General features: G+C 72.4%; 17 protein-coding genes. 10 read left to right on the top strand and 7 right to left on the bottom strand.

Annotation, left to right across the window (positions count from 1 at the left end):
- The first annotated feature begins 1 nt into the window (after position 1).
- Both EXE59_RS05600 and EXE59_RS05595 read left to right on the top strand, forming a co-directional pair.
- A complete protein-coding gene (locus EXE59_RS05600; protein WP_135838020.1) occupies positions 2-1,099 on the top strand; it encodes a hypothetical protein in 1,098 nt (365 codons plus the stop codon).
- Position 1,100: 1 nt separating this feature from the next.
- A complete protein-coding gene (locus tag EXE59_RS05595; RefSeq protein ID WP_135838019.1) occupies positions 1,101-1,733 on the top strand; it encodes a DUF2461 domain-containing protein in 633 nt (210 codons plus the stop codon).
- A 3-nt stretch (positions 1,734-1,736) separates the two neighbouring features.
- Here EXE59_RS05595 and EXE59_RS05590 read toward each other — a convergent pair whose 3' ends face one another.
- Positions 1,737-2,513, bottom strand: coding sequence for a hypothetical protein (locus EXE59_RS05590; protein ID WP_135838018.1), 777 nt, complete (start codon positions 2,511-2,513; stop codon positions 1,737-1,739).
- A gap of 10 nt (positions 2,514-2,523) precedes the next feature.
- Positions 2,524-3,030, bottom strand: coding sequence for a SigE family RNA polymerase sigma factor (locus EXE59_RS05585; protein ID WP_135838017.1), 507 nt, complete (start codon positions 3,028-3,030; stop codon positions 2,524-2,526).
- A 154-nt stretch (positions 3,031-3,184) separates the two neighbouring features.
- On the opposite strand from EXE59_RS05585, the gene EXE59_RS05580 reads away from it, so the two are divergent.
- Positions 3,185-3,721 carry a hypothetical protein gene (locus EXE59_RS05580; protein WP_135838016.1) on the top strand — a complete coding sequence of 179 codons (537 nt, stop codon included), beginning with the start codon at positions 3,185-3,187 and terminating at the stop codon, positions 3,719-3,721.
- A gap of 43 nt (positions 3,722-3,764) precedes the next feature.
- Here EXE59_RS05580 and EXE59_RS05575 read toward each other — a convergent pair whose 3' ends face one another.
- A complete protein-coding gene (locus EXE59_RS05575; protein ID WP_135838015.1) occupies positions 3,765-4,223 on the bottom strand; it encodes an RrF2 family transcriptional regulator in 459 nt (152 codons plus the stop codon).
- 242 nt (positions 4,224-4,465) lie between these two features.
- Here EXE59_RS05575 and EXE59_RS05570 point away from each other — a divergent pair, with 242 nt between their 5' ends.
- The 5 genes from EXE59_RS05570 (at position 4,466) to EXE59_RS05550 (ending at position 9,840) form a co-directional block, all read left to right on the top strand.
- On the top strand, positions 4,466-6,340 hold the full coding sequence (locus EXE59_RS05570; protein ID WP_135838014.1) for an acyl-CoA dehydrogenase: 1,875 nt from the start codon (positions 4,466-4,468) through the stop codon (positions 6,338-6,340).
- Positions 6,341-6,525: 185 nt separating this feature from the next.
- Positions 6,526-7,389 carry an ABC transporter ATP-binding protein gene (locus tag EXE59_RS05565; protein WP_135838013.1) on the top strand — a complete coding sequence of 288 codons (864 nt, stop codon included), beginning with the start codon at positions 6,526-6,528 and terminating at the stop codon, positions 7,387-7,389.
- Positions 7,386-8,183 (top strand): ABC transporter permease, encoded by a 798-nt coding sequence (locus EXE59_RS05560; RefSeq protein ID WP_246056535.1) that lies wholly within the window; start codon positions 7,386-7,388, stop codon positions 8,181-8,183. Before EXE59_RS05565 ends, EXE59_RS05560 begins: the two co-directional genes overlap by 4 nt.
- Positions 8,180-9,238 (top strand): sensor histidine kinase, encoded by a 1,059-nt coding sequence (locus EXE59_RS05555; RefSeq protein WP_135838012.1) that lies wholly within the window; start codon positions 8,180-8,182, stop codon positions 9,236-9,238. The genes EXE59_RS05560 and EXE59_RS05555 overlap by 4 nt, the downstream gene beginning before the upstream one ends.
- On the top strand, positions 9,235-9,840 hold the full coding sequence (locus tag EXE59_RS05550; protein WP_135838011.1) for a response regulator transcription factor: 606 nt from the start codon (positions 9,235-9,237) through the stop codon (positions 9,838-9,840). Before EXE59_RS05555 ends, EXE59_RS05550 begins: the two co-directional genes overlap by 4 nt.
- Before the next feature lie 74 nt (positions 9,841-9,914).
- Here EXE59_RS05550 and EXE59_RS05545 read toward each other — a convergent pair whose 3' ends face one another.
- Both EXE59_RS05545 and EXE59_RS05540 read right to left on the bottom strand, forming a co-directional pair.
- On the bottom strand, positions 9,915-10,127 hold the full coding sequence (locus EXE59_RS05545) for a DUF6458 family protein (RefSeq protein ID WP_135838010.1): 213 nt from the start codon (positions 10,125-10,127) through the stop codon (positions 9,915-9,917).
- A gap of 202 nt (positions 10,128-10,329) precedes the next feature.
- Positions 10,330-11,985 carry a carboxypeptidase regulatory-like domain-containing protein gene (locus tag EXE59_RS05540; protein ID WP_135838009.1) on the bottom strand — a complete coding sequence of 552 codons (1,656 nt, stop codon included), beginning with the start codon at positions 11,983-11,985 and terminating at the stop codon, positions 10,330-10,332.
- A gap of 169 nt (positions 11,986-12,154) precedes the next feature.
- Here EXE59_RS05540 and EXE59_RS05535 point away from each other — a divergent pair, with 169 nt between their 5' ends.
- Both EXE59_RS05535 and EXE59_RS05530 read left to right on the top strand, forming a co-directional pair.
- The gene (locus EXE59_RS05535) at positions 12,155-12,997 is read left to right on the top strand and encodes a maleylpyruvate isomerase family mycothiol-dependent enzyme (RefSeq protein WP_135838008.1); all 843 of its coding nucleotides are present in this window, start codon (positions 12,155-12,157) and stop codon (positions 12,995-12,997) included.
- Positions 12,994-13,923, top strand: coding sequence for an oxidoreductase (locus EXE59_RS05530; protein WP_135838007.1), 930 nt, complete (start codon positions 12,994-12,996; stop codon positions 13,921-13,923). Before EXE59_RS05535 ends, EXE59_RS05530 begins: the two co-directional genes overlap by 4 nt.
- Here EXE59_RS05530 and EXE59_RS05525 read toward each other — a convergent pair.
- Together EXE59_RS05525 and EXE59_RS05520 are read right to left on the bottom strand one after the other, a co-directional pair.
- Positions 13,910-15,436, bottom strand: a complete 1,527-nt coding sequence (locus tag EXE59_RS05525) for a PQQ-binding-like beta-propeller repeat protein (RefSeq protein WP_135838006.1) — start codon at positions 15,434-15,436, stop codon at positions 13,910-13,912. The genes EXE59_RS05530 and EXE59_RS05525 overlap by 14 nt on opposite strands.
- 105 nt (positions 15,437-15,541) lie before the next feature.
- Positions 15,542-15,808, bottom strand: a complete 267-nt coding sequence (locus tag EXE59_RS05520; protein ID WP_135838005.1) for a hypothetical protein — start codon at positions 15,806-15,808, stop codon at positions 15,542-15,544.
- Between the last annotated feature and the right edge of the window lie 154 nt (positions 15,809-15,962).

The raw sequence follows: 15,962 nt of genomic DNA, 5'->3' as shown, positions 1-15,962 counted from the left end.
GGTGCGAGTCCGTACGCCCGCCGGGCTCGCGCTGCTGGTCGCCCTCGCCGCCTGCAACGCCGACGACCGTCCGGTGGACCTGCAACCCGACGGTCCGCCTCCCAGCAGCAGCCCCACCGGCGACCTCCCGTCCGGCGGCACGCTCGACGACCCCACGGTCGTCGAGCCGGAGAACGCACTCCTCGACTGGAAGGACTCCGGCTTCGAGGCCGGCGCCCGCTACGTCCGGGGCGCGGAGTGGGAGGCGGTCGGCGACGAGGCCGGCACCGAGGTCGAGCTCGCGCGTGACGGCGACGCGGTGACGGTCAGGGCCGGCGCGGGCCGCACCATCTCCGAGGTCCTGATGAGCGAGACGTGGGCCGTGGTCGTGCGGCAGGACAAGGCCGAGACCGAGCCCAGCCAGGTCGTCTCGGTCGACCTGTCGAGCGGGGAGCAGGGCGAGGTCGTCTCCCCCGCCGCCGCCAGTGGCGGGTCGTGGGCGCTCGTCGACGGTGACCTCCGCTACCCGACGTACGGCGACGACCGGGCGTACTGCCTGGCCACCAGTGCCCTCGCCGACAGCAACGGCGAGGACGGCTGGTGCGCACCGGAGCGGTCCGGCTTCTCCGGGCTCACCGCGAGCGAGCACGGCGTCGGGATCATGACCTTCGACGACGCCCGCCCCGTCGCCTGCCGCACCGTCAACCTGCTCGACCCCGGTGGCGTGCCGCAGCCGCTCGAGGGACCCGAGGACTGCACCGGCTGGGACGTCGCGGCCACCGCCGACGGAGCCGTCTGGTCGGAGGTGCCGAAGCCGCGCCGGCAGGAGGAGGCGCACTTCCACGCCTCGGCCGACGGCACGTACTTCGACCTCGGACCCGGCACCACCGGCAGCGCCGTGCCCTGCGGGGACTCGGTCTTCTTCGTCCGCGACCCACAGGGCCCTGAGGAGCCGGCGCGCCTGATGCGGTGGACGCCCGACCGCACGCTGGAGGTGGCGTACGAGTCCGCGTCCGTCGGCAACGCCTTCCTCGGTGAGCCGGTCTGCGGGGGCGGTGTGCTGAGCCTCTCGTCCTTCGGCGAGGAGGGCGACGAGCTGGTGTGGGCTAGCGTCGGGTGACGTGAGCTTCACCGGATTCCCCGTCGCCGCCCTCGACTTCTACGACGACCTCGAGATGGACAACACCAAGTCCTTCTGGGAGGCCCACAAGCACGTGTGGAAGGAGTCGGTCGAGGCACCGATGAAGGCGCTGATGGCCGAGCTCGAGGCGGAGTTCGGCAGCGCCAAGGTGTTCCGCCCCTACCGCGACGTCCGCTTCGCGAAGGACAAGACGCCCTACAAGACCCACCAGGGTGCCTTCGTCGCGGCCGGGCCGCGCACGGGCTGGTACTTCGAGATCTCCCCGCGCGGCACCCGCGTCGGCTCCGGCTTCTACGACGCCGACGGACCGCAGCTGGCCGCGATCCGCGAGGCGATGGCCGACGAGAAGACCGGAAAGGCCCTCGACCGGCTGCTGAAGCGGCTCGAAAAGGACGGCTTCGAGGTCGGCGGTGACCAGCTCAAGACCTCGCCGCGCGGCTACGACGCCGACCACCCGCGCATCCACCTGCTGCGGCGCAAGCAGCTCTTCGTCGGCCGGTCGTACGGCTTCGAGGCCGACGCGATCGGCGCCGGCCTGGTCGACCGCGTGCGCGAGGACTGGCGAGCGATGCGGCCGCTGGTCACCTGGTTGCGCGCCGTCGAGGTCGCCTGAGGCTCAGCGGAACCACTCGTCGCTGGTGACCAGCGCCTCGATCTCCGCCATCGTCAGCGCCGGCTCGTTCCACGTGATGTCCCTCCCCTTGTCCCGCCCCGTGTTGGGGGAGACGACGTCGATCTGCCAGCCGTCCGCCGTGGCGAGGGTCAGTGAGCGCTCGGCGGGCGCGATGAGCGCACCCGAGACGAACGGTTCCACGTCGTTCCGGAGCAGTCGGGAACCATCGGGCAGGGTGCTGCAGTCGACCCCGGGCGACGGCTCGCAGATGTGACTGGGCGCGAGCGGCTGGCCGCCGTCCTCCGTGACCAGCGGGCTGTTGTACCAGCGGATCCTGAACGAGACCTCGGTCTGGAGGACGGTCGCGCGGTAGAGCCGAGCCCGGTCCTGGCCGGGCTGGTCGACGTCGACCGCCCTCACGTCGTCCGCGCCGATCATGGACTTGATCGCGTCGGCCATCTCTTGAGGCGGCACCAGCGGGCGCAGCTCGGCGGCGGTGGGCGGCCGGTCGGGGTCGGGCACCTGGGTCGCGACCGTCCCGCCACCGGCCACGTCGGTGTCCCGCGCGCTGTTCGGGTCGTCGAGCCCGGGCACGACGGCTGCCAGCGTGCCGGCGACGCCGATCACGGCCAGCGAGGCGACCGCCGAACCGATCCGGACGCGGCGCTGCCGGGAGCGTCCGCGGGCGATGCCCCCGGTGACGAGGCGGTGGACGTCGGGGGTGAGGTCGTCGCTCGCCCGACGCAGGAGGCCGGTGACGCCGGTGTCGTCGGTGTGCATGGGATTCTCCTCAGATCTCGAGCAGGTCGCGGAGGGACGGGCCCAGCACGGCACGGAGACGGTCGAGGGCGCGCATGGTCCGGGTGCGGACCGCGCCCTGACTGACCCCGAGGACGCTCGCCGTGTCGGCGACCGACACGTCCTCGAGGTAGCGCAGCACCAGGACCGCGCGGTCCAGCGGTACCAGTTGGGCGAGTGCTGCCTGCAGGGCGAGCGAGGTGTCTGCGTCCCCACCCGGCTCGGGCCTCTCGGGCAGCTGCTCGATCGGCTTCTCGTGGTTGCTGCGACGACGCTGGGCGCTGAGGTAGGTGCGCGTCAGCGTCGTGTGGGCGTAGGCGACCGGGTGCTCGACCGGTCCGCCCAGGCGACGGTGCCACCGGACGTAGACCTTGGCCAGAGCCTCCTGGACGAGGTCCTCGGCCCGGTGGGCGTCACCGCACAGCAGCCAGGCAGCACGGTAGAGCTGAGGCGTCCGCGCAACGGCGAACTCCTCGAACTCCTCCTGCGTGCGGGGCATGTCTCTCCCTGGTCTCTTCGGCGTCACCCATCAAGACGCTCGGGAGCGCGGATGCGTCACACCACCGTAGGTACGAGTTGTCCGACCCGCGAAGTTCGGCCGCCCGTGGGGGCACGTTCACCGGGACGTCGGACGCCCCGACGAGGCTGGCGCCATGGCCAAGAGACTGTTCCTGCTGCACGTCGGCCCCGACCACGTCGACGTGTCCGCGATGACCGAGGCGCTCGCCCTCGGCGGGGTTCGCGTACCGGTCGCCGACGCCGAGGCGTACGAGCACGCCGGCGTCGAGATCCTCCGGTCGCACAAGGCCGCGGGGCTCAGGCGCAAGGAGGTCGAGGGGGCGTGGGCGTCCCTGTGCCGGCGGGCCCGCAAGGCGAGGTCCGACTGCTTCGTCAGCGTGCCGGCCCTCTTCGGCGCCACCCCCGAGCAGGCCGCGCTCGCCCTCGACGAGCTCGCCGGCTTCCGGGTCGTGCTCGTGGTGACGAGCGGCTTCGCCTGCGAGCCGCCCGCCGCGTGGACGTCGCTCGTCGAGGAGGGACGTACGCACGTGCTGCCCGCCCGCCTCACCGACGAACAGCTCGCGGCCCAGGTCGCGCGGATCGCGCTGATCGAGGAGGAGGCCCGTCTCGACAAGCGGCTGGCCAAGGTGTCGAAGCGCCGCCGGCAGGCCGACCGGAGGTTGGCCGCCTAGGTGTCGAGGCTCGCTTCGCTCGCACCTCAACCAGCGACGAGGCCTAGTGGGGCTGCCAGGCGTCCTCGTCCTCGGTGAGGGCCGCGACACCCTGGGGGAGCTTGCCGTCGGCGAGGTCCTGGATCGTGACCTGCTCGAAGACGCCGCGCAACGAGCTGCGGGCGGCGATCCACACGTGCTGGAGGACGCGGGCGGACTCGTCGTACTCGACCGACTCCGGCCGGAGGCCGTAGACGGAGACCAGGGGGCCGTCGACCGCGCGGATCACGTCGGCGACGGTGACGGTCCCGGGGTTGCGGGCGAAGCGCCAGCCGCCGGACTGGCCGCGCTGCGACACCACGACATCGGCGCGGCGGAGGTCGGCGAGGATGGCCTGGAGGAAGCCGTGCGGGATCCCCTGCGCCTTGCCGAGCTGCTCCGCACTGACGGCCGTTCCGTCGCTGCGCACCGCGATCTCGATCAGGGCCCGCAGGGCGTAGTCGGCTTTGGCGGAGACGCGCATACGGCCAGTTTGTCAGACAAGTCGACCGAGTCACTGCGCTTGGTCGACCGCCCGCCCCTTCGGGGGGTCCGGCACAGCCCGTACGAGCCCTGTGATCCGCGACATCGGGCGAACGTGTTGCGCGACGGCGCGCGGCGAGGCATCATTTTGTTACCGACGAGTAGCCGATGCGCTCGTCCCCGTGACCAAGACCGGATCCAGCCCGGATCCGCACCCGCACGCGACATGGACAGGTGGAAGCAGTGAGCCACTACAAGACCAACCTCCGTGACATCGAGTTCAACCTCTTCGAGGTCCTCGGTCGTGACGAGGTGCTCGGCACCGGCCCCTTCGGCGACGTCGACGGAGAGAGCGCCCGCGAGATCCTCCGCGAGGTCGAGCGCCTCTCCCGCGAGGACCTCGCCGCGTCCTACGAGGACAGCGACCGCAACCCGCCCGTCTTCGACCCGGCCACCCACACCGCCCCCGTGCCGGAGTCGTTCAAGGCCAGCTACCAGGCCTGGATGGACTCCGAGTTCTGGCGCCTCCAGGTCTTCGAGGAGATGGGCGGCACCCCGGCCCCGTCGTCGCTGATCTGGGCGATCGGCGAGATGGTGCTCGGCGCGAACGCCCCCGTGTGGATGTACGCCGCCGGACCGGCGTTCGCCAACGTGGTCCACCGCAACGGCAACGAGCGCGACAAGCAGGTCGCCCAGTTCATGGTCGACCGTCAGTGGGGCTGCACCATGGTCCTCACCGAGCCCGACGCCGGCTCCGACGTCGGTGCGGGTCGCGCCAAGGCCACGCCCAACGACGACGGCACCTGGAACATCACGGGCGTCAAGCGCTTCATCACCAGCGCGACGCACGACATGAGCGAGAACATCATGCACCTCGTGCTCGCCCGCCCCGAGGGCGTCGAGGGCGTCGGCGGCCCGGGCACGAAGGGCCTCTCGCTCTTCTGGATGCCCGAGCACCACTTCGACCTCGAGACCGGCGAGCTGACCGGGGAGCGCAACGGCGTCTACGTCACCAACGTCGAGCACAAGATGGGCATCAAGGTCTCCAACACGTGCGAGGTCACCTTCGGCGACCCGCAGGTCGGCGGCGGCGAGCCCGCGAAGGGCTGGCTGCTCGGCGAGGTCCACGACGGCATCGCGCAGATGTTCCAGGTCATCGAGAACGCCCGGATGATGGTCGGCACCAAGGCCATCGCGACGCTGTCGACCGGCTACCTCAACGCCCTCGACTACGCCAAGGAGCGCGTCCAGGGCGCCGACCTGACCCAGGCGGCCGACAAGACCGCCCCGCGCGTGACCATCACGCACCACCCCGACGTACGCCGCTCGCTGATGACCCAGAAGTCGTTCGCGGAGGCGATGCGCGCGCTCGTGCTCTACACCGCCACCTGGCAGGACCAGGTGATGGTCGCCGAGCACGAGGGCACCGCGGACTCGGACGAGGCCCGCCTCGCCGCCGCCGTCAACGACCTGCTCCTCCCGATCGTCAAGGGCTACGGCTCCGAGCGCTCGTGGGTGCTGTTGGGCACCGAGTCGCTCCAGACCTTCGGCGGCTCCGGCTTCCTGCAGGAGTACCCCGTCGAGCAGTACGTCCGCGACGCCAAGATCGACACCCTCTACGAGGGCACGACCGCGATCCAGGGCCAGGACTTCTTCTTTCGCAAGATCGTCAAGGACCAGGGCCGGGCGCTGGGCCACCTCGCCAAGGAGATCGAGGGCTTCATCGCCTCCGAGGCCGGCAACGGTCGCCTCAAGAACGAGCGGACGCTGCTCGCCACCGCTCTCGAGGACGCCAACGCCGTCGTCGGGCACATGATCAACGACCTGATGTCCTCGGCCGAGGAGCAGCGCTTCATCTACAAGGTGGGGCTCAACACCACCCGCCTGCTGATGGCGCTCGGTGACGTCGTGTGCGCCTGGCTGCTGCTGCGCCAGGCCGAGGTCGCGCTCGACAAGCTGGCCGGTGACGTGTCCGCCAAGGACAAGGCGTTCTACGAGGGCAAGGTCGCGGCGGCGCAGTTCTTCGCCCAGACCAACCTGCCGCGCCTCACTGCCGAGCGCGCCATCGCCGAGGCCACCACGCTCGAGCTGATGGACCTCGACGAGGCGTCCTTCTGATCGAGTAGGCGCTTCCTCGCGCGACGTCGGCATCGAGTCGGCGCATCCTGACACCACGTCGTGGCAGGATGCGCCGACTCGGCGCATGTGGAGGGAGACGATGCGCCCGCTCGATGACAGGTGTCACGGACAGGGCGTGACACTTCCGTCAGGGCCCCGGGTCCGTCCGCCGCCACGCTGGGGACATGACGATTCCCGCCATCCGCGCCACGGGGCTGCGCAAGCAGTTCCGATCCACCGACGGCACCGAGGTCCTCGCGGTCGACGACGTCGACCTCACCGTCCACCCCGGCGAGATCGTCGCCTTCCTCGGCCCCAACGGCGCGGGCAAGACGACGACCGTCGACATGCTGCTCGGGCTGACCCGCCCCGACGCCGGCACGATCGAGGTCTATGGCACGACGCCGGCCGAGGCCGTCCGACAGGGCCGCGTGTCCGCGGTGATGCAGACCGGTGGCCTGCTCAACGACTTCACCGTCCAGGAGACGGTGCGCGCGATCGCCGCCCTGCACGGGCGCTCCGACCGGGTGGAGGTGGTGCTCGAGCGGGCCCGCCTCACCGAGCTGGCCGGGCGCCGGGTCGAGGCGTGCTCCGGCGGCGAGCAGCAACGGCTGAAGTTCGCGCTGGCGCTGCTGCCGGACCCCGACCTGGTCGTGCTCGACGAGCCGACGACCGGCATGGATGTCGGATCCCGCCAGGAGTTCTGGCGGACGATGCGCGCCGACGCAGCAGCCGGGCGCACGATCGTGTTCGCCACGCACTACCTCGCCGAAGCCGACGAGTTCGCCCAGCGGACCGTCCTGATGGCCCGCGGGCGGATCGTCCACGACGCCGCGACCGCCGACGTGCGGGCGGCGTACGGGGGGCGCACCCTCACCTTCCGGCCGCCGGCCGAGGTCGTCGACCCCGACGGCATCGACGCCGACTGGCTGGCCAGGGTGCACGCCGCGCTCGAGCCCCTCGGCGTGACCGACGTGGACGTCTCCGCCGCGAGCCTCGAGTCGGCCTTCCTCGCCCTGACCACCGAGCTCGAAGGAGCCACCCGATGACGACGACGATCACCGACACGCCCGCCCCGGCGGCGGTCCGCACCGTCCGGCGACCAGAGATGACGACGTACGCCCGCCTCGACCTGCGCCGGCAGCTGCGCGACCGGATCGGGATGTTCTTCGTCGTCGGCCTGCCGACCTTCATGTTCCTCGTCTTCGGCCTCGGGTCCGACGACCCGGTCGGCAGCGGCAACGTCGCGATGTACGTGATGATCTCGATGGCCGCGTACGGCGCCGTCACCGCGACCACGAGCGTCGCCGGCAGCGCCGCGACCGAGCAGGTCATGGGGTGGGGGCGCCAGCTCGGCCTGACTCCGATGCGACCGGTCGCCTTCGTGGCGGCCAAGGCTGCCGTGGCGATGGCTGTCGCCGCTGTCCCGGTCGTCGCGATCTATGCCATCGGCGCCGCCACCGGCGCGCAGGGCCACTGGACCGACTGGGTGCTGTCGGGGGCCCTGGTGTGGTTCGGCTCGGCGCTGTTCGCGGTCTACGGCCTGGCGATCTGCCTGGCGTTCCGCGGCCCGAACGCCCCGGGCATCGCGTCGGGGATGATCGTGGTGCTGGCCTTCCTCGGCAACGTCTTCACGCCGATGAGCGGGTTCATGCTCGACCTGGGACGGTTGACCCCGCTCTACGGCTACGTCGCGCTGGCCCGGTTCCCGCTCACCGACGGGCACCTCCCGATCGCCGGGAGCGACCCGTTGTGGCTCCCGGTCGCTAACGTGCTCGCGTGGACGGTGATCTTCGCGCTGATGGCGCTGTGGGGCGTGCGCCGGAGCCGGGCGCGCACGTGACGACGTCGCCCGCCGCCCAGCCCCTCCCCGACAACCCGTGGGAGAAGTGGGGCTGGGCGTTCGCCGCGATCTGGCTCGTCTTCCTCGCCTTCCCCATCACCGCCGTCCTGGACTCGGGCGTGCCCGTGGCCGCACAGGTGGCGGCCCTGCTCTGCATCGCCGGGTTCGCCGTCGCCAACGTGCTGGGCTACTCCCACCACCGCAGCACCTGGCTGTGCCTGGGCGTGATGGTGCTCCTGGCGCTGGCGACCCTGCCGGTGATCGGCATCGGCGTCATCTCCTACGCGCCCTACCTGGCGATCCTCTCCGCGCTCGAGCTGCCAAGCCCCGCCTGGAAGTGGGCCGTCGGCTTCTGGGCGGCGTTCCCGCTGCTGTCCCTGCTCGACATCGACGACTTCCCGACCTTCTTCTTCCTCATGCTCTGGCCGATCATGATCGGGGGCGTGATGCTGCGCATCTTCGGCGAGCGCGAGCAGCTCGCCTACGCGGCCCGCGGCGAGCACGCCATCGTCGCCGAGCGCGAGCGCGTCGCGCGCGACGTGCACGACGTGCTCGGGCACTCGCTCACCGCGCTCTCGGTGAAGGCGGAGCTCGCCGCCCGCCTCATCGACCTCGATCCCGCCCGCGCCAAGGAGGAGCTGGAGTCGATCCAGGCCACCGCCCGCCAGGCGCTCGCCGAGGTGCGGGCCACCGTCGGCGGCCTGCGCGCCGGCAACCTCGAGGCCGAGCTCGCGGCCGCGCCCCGGGTGCTCGCCGACGCCGGCGTCACGACGCGGGTCGAGGGCAGCGTCGCCGACACCGATCCGCGCCACCGGGCCCTGCTGGCCTGGGTGCTGCGCGAGGCGGTCACCAACGTCGTACGCCACGCGCGGGCGCGGTCGGTGGTGATCGAGCTCGGCCCCGGCGGGATCGCCGTGACCGACGACGGTGCGGGCTGCGACGGCCCCGAGGGCAACGGGCTGCGCGGGATGCGGGAGCGGGTGGCGGGAGCTGGCGGCACGCTCAGCCTCGCGCCCGCCTCACCGGGCACCCGGGTGGAGGTGGCGCTCCCGTGATCAGGCTGCTGCTCGCCGACGACCAGGCCCTCGTCCGCGGCGCGCTGGCCGCGCTGCTCGACCTCGAGTCGGACCTCGAGGTCGTCGCCCAGGTCGGTCGCGGCGACGAGGTCGTCGAGGCGGCCCGCGCCTCGGGGGCCGAGGTGTGCCTGCTCGACATCGAGATGCCGGGCCTCAACGGCATCGACGCCGCTGCGGCCGTACGCCGGGAGCTGCCGGGCGTACGGTCGCTGGTCGTGACGACGTTCGGTCGGCCGGGCTACGTGCGCCGGGCCATCGAGGCCGGGGCGTCGGGGTTCGTCGTCAAGGACACGCCCGCCCGGCAGCTCGCCGACGCCGTGCGCCGCGTCCACTCCGGGCTGCGCGTCATCGACCCGGACCTCGCGGCCGAGTCGCTGATCGACGGGCCGAGCCCGCTCACCGGACGCGAGCGCGAGCTGCTCACGTACGCCCTCGACGGGTCACCCGTCGCCACGATCGCCGCGCGTGTGCACCTGTCGGAGGGCACGGTCCGCAACCACCTGTCCGCGGCGATCGGCAAGACCGGCGCGACCACGCGCAGCGAGGCCGCGCGGATCGCCCAGGACCGCGGCTGGCTCTAGATCTCGGTACGAGCCTGACGCGCCCTCGTGCCTCGGGCGCGGGCTCACTCGATCTGGCCGGGCCCACGCCGGGCTCACATGTCCCGGCGCTCCTCCACGTGGGTGGTCCTGGAGCGCTGGTTGTTCATCACGAGCGCGAGGACGAGGGCGAGGACGCCCGCGATCACCAGGATCCAGCCGACCGTGGTCGGCTCGACGACCTCCTGGACCGAGGCGGGGAACTCGTTGATGGCGAAGAGCAGGATCAGGCCGATGACGAGCAGGAGGATGCCGATTCCGATACCCATGACGACTCCTTCGGTGAGGTGGCCCGCGTGGCGGGTGCGACCGGCCCGGGGCTGGTCCTTCCCGGCAGCGTAGGACCGTCGGCACCTGATTCCGAGGACCCTCACCCGCGCGGGTGCCTCGCGGTGCGGGCGGTCGGGCGTACGGAACGAGGGCCGGACCCCAGTGGGATCCGGCCCTCGTGTCGTCAGCTCCGGGACCGGCTCAGCGGACCTTGCCGACCTTGAGCTTGACCGACCGTGTGGTCGACGCGGCCTTGGCGGTCACCTTGACCGAGAGCTTCTTGCCCTTCATGGCCCTGGTGATCTTGAGCTTGGACTTCGTCGCCTTCGCGATCTTCTTCTTGCCGGCGAACCACTGGAACTTGTAGCTCACCGCGGTGCTGCTGCGGAAGAGCTTGTCGAGGCCGGTGACCTTCACGGTCTTGCCGACCTTGGGCTTGCCGGACACGTCCAGCCCGGCGACGATCGCGGCCAGCGCGGCCGGGACGTCGACCGTCGGGGTGGGCGTCGGCGTGGGCGTCGTGGTCGGCGTCGTGACGGTCACAGCGGCGGTCACCGGCGCGGTCGGGACCGACTCGGCGTGGCCGTAGAAGTAGTCGTCGGCGCCGGCCGTCACGAGGACGGTGATCTTCTTGCCGATGTCCGCCGCGGTCGGCACGTACGTCGAGCCGTACGCGTCGGGGATGAACTCGCCGTCGCGCAGCCAGTCGTAGTAGTACTCCGTCGGCGCCGGCGTCCAGCTGCCCACGGAGGCGGTGAGCGTCGAGCCCACCACCGGCGCACCGCTGATCGTCGGGAGGGCCGTGTTGGTCACGGTCGTCTCGGCGTCGTGCTCACCCGGCACCAGGACGGCGTCGACGCCTGGGGTCTCGGTGCCGACCGTGACGACGACGTCGTCCGCGTTCTCGATGCGACCCTTGTCGTTCCAGTACTCGTAGGCGTACTCGGCGCCGACGCGGCCGCCGATCTCCACGCGGTAGGTACCGGCGCGCAGGCCGTCGAGGACGTACGACCCGTCGGCGGCGGTGTAGGCGCTCTCGGTGTACTCCCACTCGTCACCGACCTTGATCAGGGCGTCGACCCAGGCGTCCTCGACGCCGGCGCCGGTCGAGTCGGTGACCCGGCCGGAGAACGCGGCGTCGAGGCCGAGCTCCGCGTCGATGTCGGACGCCGTGCCCTGCGCCGCGACGGTCACGACGTCGGCCTCGACCCGGGTCGTCGCGTCGTCGTAGTACTCGGCGGCGTAGGTCTGGGACTCCTCGAAGAAGCCGTCCCTGAACCCGACGACGTAGCTGCCGCCGGCCAGGCCGTGGATGTCGTAGGTCCCGTCCACGTCGGTCCACGCAGAGCCCGCCCAGTTGTAGTAGACGTAGCCGTCCTCCTCCACCGGCTCATAGGCGGTGACGTAGACCTCCGCGAGGTCCGTCCCACCCGGTCCGGTCACCGCGCCGGTGATGTGGGCACCCTCGGCCAGCTCGGCGTCGGCCACGAACGTCCCCGCGCTCGGCACGACGACGGTGTCGGCCTCCCGCACCGACTCGGCGTCCTCGTAGTACTCCGACACGAAGCCGTTCTGGTAGTCGTTGAAGCCGATGCGGTAGGACCCAGCCGGAACCACGAAGGAGTAGCTGCCGTCCTCGCCGGTGTACGTGTAGTCGATGCCCTCCCAGTACTGGTCGACGTCGTTGTACTCGAACAGCTCGACCTCGACGTCGACGAGCTCGGCGGCGCCCGAGCCGGTGACGGTCCCGCTCAGGGTGCCGTCGGCGGCATGGGCGGCGGGCGCGAGGCCCAGGACGCTGGCGGCCAGCGTCGTCGAGATCAGCGCGGCGGATGGCCGGCGCAGGCGTACATGCATGAAGGAACCCCCACTTGGAGACACGGCGCCGCGAGTCGGCCCGGTCGATGTCAGGAACCTAGGCACGCGGGCCTCCCGGGCGTGGTCGAACGCCCGAAAACCGCCCGATGCGACCACGCCCCGCTCACCCCCACGGGTGGAGGTGCCGGCAGCGCCTACCCTTCCCACCATGGGTGACGCGCAGACAGATCCGCAGACCGACCAGCAACGGCTCAGCGCCCTCGTCGCCGTCTGGTGGGAGGCGGTGGACTCGTTCACACGGGTGCTGGAGCACGTCGGTGACGACGAGTGGTCCACGCCCACCGACCTGCCCGGCTGGGACGTCCACGCCGTCGCCGCCCACACGGCACACCTGGAGGCCCTCCTGGCCGGACGGCCGCACGACGACGTCGAGGTCGGCGACGCACCGCACGCGCGCGGGATGATGGGGCAGTTCACCGAGCAGGGCGTCGTGGTGCGACGCGCGGAGCCCGGTGACGCACTGATCTCGGAGATCCGCGAGGCGACGACCGCGCGCCACACGCAGCTGCTGGCGGACCCGCCGGCCGATCCGTCGGCACCGGCCCCCGGCGTCTTCGGCGCCATCGGCTGGACGACGGGGCTGCTGCTGCGCAACCGGCCGCTCGACGTGTGGATGCACGAGCAGGACGTCCGCCGCGCCCTCGGGCGACCGGGCAACCTGGACTCGGCGGCGGCGATCCACTCGGCCGACTACCTCATGGAGAGCCTGCCGTTCGTCGTCGCCAAGCGCGCCGGGGCACCTGCCGGCTCGGTCGTACGCCTCGAGGTGGCCGGGCACGCGCCGGTCACGGCGGTCGTGGGCAACGACGGGCGTGGACGCCCCGCCACTCCTGACGAGGCCGTGGAGCCTGTGGTGACCCTCTCGATGGACCGGGAGACCTTCGTGGTGCTGGCCGGTGGGCGACGCGCGGCGGGACCGGACGACGTACGCCTCACCGGCGACGCCGCCCTGGGCGGGCGGGTGCTCGCCGCCATGGGTGTGACGCCGTGAGCGACGCCGCGTGGACGACGGCCGACATCGGCGACCTCACCGGACGCACGGCCCTCGTGACCGGACCGACGCGCGGCGGCCTCGGGTTCCACACCGCGCTCGAGCTGGCCCGGCACGGCGCCCGGGTGGTGCTCGCGGGGCGTTCGCCCGACAAGCTCGACGCGGCCGCGCACGCGGTCGCCGCCGAGGTGCCGGGCGCCCGGACCGAGCACCTCGTGGTGGACCTGTCCGACCTCGGGTCCGTTCGTGCCGCGGGTGAGGCGGCGACCGGGCTCGGTCCGATCCACGTGCTGGTCAACAACGCCGGCATCATGGCGACACCGTTCCGTCGGACCGGTGACGGGCTGGAGTCGCAGATGGCGACCAACCACTTCGGCCCGTTCCTGCTGACGGGGCTGCTGCTCGACCAGCTCGTCGCGTCGGGCGAGGGGCGCGTCGTGACCCTGTCGTCCCAGGCGCACCGGATGGCGCGCACGGCCCCGCTCGGCGACCCGCGAGCGCGGCGGCGCTACAGCCGGTGGCGGGTCTACGGCCAGACCAAGCTCGCCAACCTGCTCTTCACCTTCGAGCTCGACCGCCGCCTGCGCCGCGCCGGGCTGCCGGTCGTCGCGCTCGCGGCCCACCCCGGACTGGCCGGCACGCACCTCGCCGTCAACGGGCACCTCGGGACCACTCAGGGCCGCCGCGCCGCCATCCTCGACGCGGCGGTCAAGCTGGTGTCGCAGTCGGCCGAGGCCGGGGCGTGGCCGACCCTGATGGCCGCGACTGCGGACCTGCCGGGCGGGACGTACGTCGGGCCGGGCGGACCCGGTCAGGCCTCGGGCCCGCCGCGGATCGTGGGCAGCTCCCCGCTCGCGCGCGACGAGATGGCCCAGCGCCGGCTGTGGGAGACCAGCGAGGAGGCTGTCGGGCTCACCTGGCCGTGACCGCGCCGCCCTGGCTGCGGTCGCGGACCCGCACCAGCCCGGCCAGGGTGCCGACCCAGGCGGCGCCGTCGCGGTCGAGCATGATCCGCGAGCCGTCGCTGCCGGCCAGGAGGCCGGTGCCGGTGCGGACGCCCCACCTGTTGCGCCCGGTGTCCGCGTCGATCGCGGTGAGGTACCACTTGCTGACGCCCGTCAGCGAGGGCCGCTTGGTCCACGCGTAGAGCAGCCCGGTGGCACGGCTCGCGACGACGCCCGAGGCGGGCGAGACAGCGTCGCTGGTCCAGGCGAGCACGCACGCACCGTCGACGAGGTCGACGCGGGCGATGCCCGGCTGCGAGGTGAAGCCGAGCAGCGTGCTCCGCGGGGAGGAGTAGCCGTCGTTGTTGGCCACGACCACCCCGGACCCGAGCGGCGCGAGGTCGTGGTCGGTGGCACCGTCGCCTTTCTCGAACACCGCCTGCCGGCACACCTCGCGACCGTCGGCGCGGGCCAGGAGCACCACGCCGAGCCGGTCGTCGACCTCGTCGGTGATCGCCACGACGCGCCCGTCGAGGAGCACCGGCGCGGACCCGCTGGACCCGGCGTACCCGGAGCGCCACACGGGCTGCGGGGTCCCGTCGGCACCGACGGCGAGCCGGTGCAGCGCCTCGTCGGTGACGACGTACGCACCTCCCTCGTCGGTGGTGACGTCACGATCGACCTCCTCGCCGAGGTCGACCACGCCGACCTGTCCTGAGGCGGGGTCCACCGTGCCGACGAGACCGGCGTGCGACGCCCACCAGATCCGGCCCGACCAGTCGGGCGCGACCGCGACCAGGCAGTCCCCGTGGGGGACGTAGGGCTTGAGGTCCCACTCGGCGTCGGTGGCCAGGTCGGGCTCGCCGTCGGTGGACGTACGCACCGCGAGCACCCGGCGGTCGCCGGTGGCGACCACCGCGCGGTCCGTGGCGTCCAGGTAGACCGCCTCGGCGTCGCAGGCGGTGTCGTCCGGCACGTCCGGCAGGTCGAGCGTCGCCACGGGCCGCAGCGACCCAGGGTCGACGATGCGGAGCGTACGGCCGGACCCGCTGGCGCAGAGCGCGACGACCACGTCGGACGAGGTGAGCTCGAGCCTGCCGCAGCGCTGGAGCCCGAACCACGCGGTCTCCACCTCGGGCTGGTGGCCCAGTGGGCCGGGTCGGTCCGCCGGGTCCTCCGCCGCGCGGTGGGGGTTCGGGGCCAGGTCGGCGACCTCGACGGGGTGCGGCGACGCGGGGCGCCCGACGTACCCCGGCCCGGACCAGGCGCCAGGTGCCGGCGGGACGGGCAGCCAGCCGTCGGGCACCACGACGACCACGAGCGCGACGAGCGCGGCCGCACCGGCGAGCCAGGCCGCTGCGCGGCGGCTCAGGTAGGTGCGGTCCTGCACCCACCAGCGCACGCGCGGGACGCACAGGAGCGCGGCGGCGACGAGCAGGACGACGGGTCCCTGGGCGAACCACAGCAGCAGGAGCGCGCCGACCAGCCAGACCACCGGGCGACCCTAGACGAGCAACGCGCCCGTCCGGCGCAGGCGCATCGAGGACGCCCGATGCGCCTCGTCGCACGGCGACCGGCCGGACCGGGTGGGATCGGTCGGTCAGTCGGTGGCGACGTGCGGGTGCGGAGCGGTGAGGGTGAGGTCGGCGAACACGCCGTGCCCTCCCTCGTCACCCCCACCGCTGCGCAGGAAGACGCGCGAACGGCGCGGCAGGGGCATGCGCGTCCGCGGCGCCTCGTCGATCGGGATCTGCTCGTGCGCGGGACCGGCCTCCGGATGGCGTGCGACCAACGACCCCGTGAACTGCTCGAGCGACTTGATGCGCCCACTCAGGTCGATCCCCTGCTTGTCCCGGTCGTGCTTCATGAGCCGACTCCTTCTGTCCCCACCGGCGGTCCCCCACGGACCACCTGCGGACGAGGTTAGGAGCGTGCGCCGGAGCGCATCAGTGACTAGAAGAACCCTTCGGGAAGTCTTCGGGAGCCGGTCTGGACCAGACCGTCGAGGGCCGCACTTCCTT

Origin of the sequence: Nocardioides eburneiflavus (assembly GCF_004785795.1) — a bacterium.
In the GTDB taxonomy this organism is placed as follows: domain Bacteria; phylum Actinomycetota; class Actinomycetes; order Propionibacteriales; family Nocardioidaceae; genus Nocardioides; species Nocardioides eburneiflavus.
This window is presented reverse-complemented; position numbering and strand designations above follow the sequence as displayed.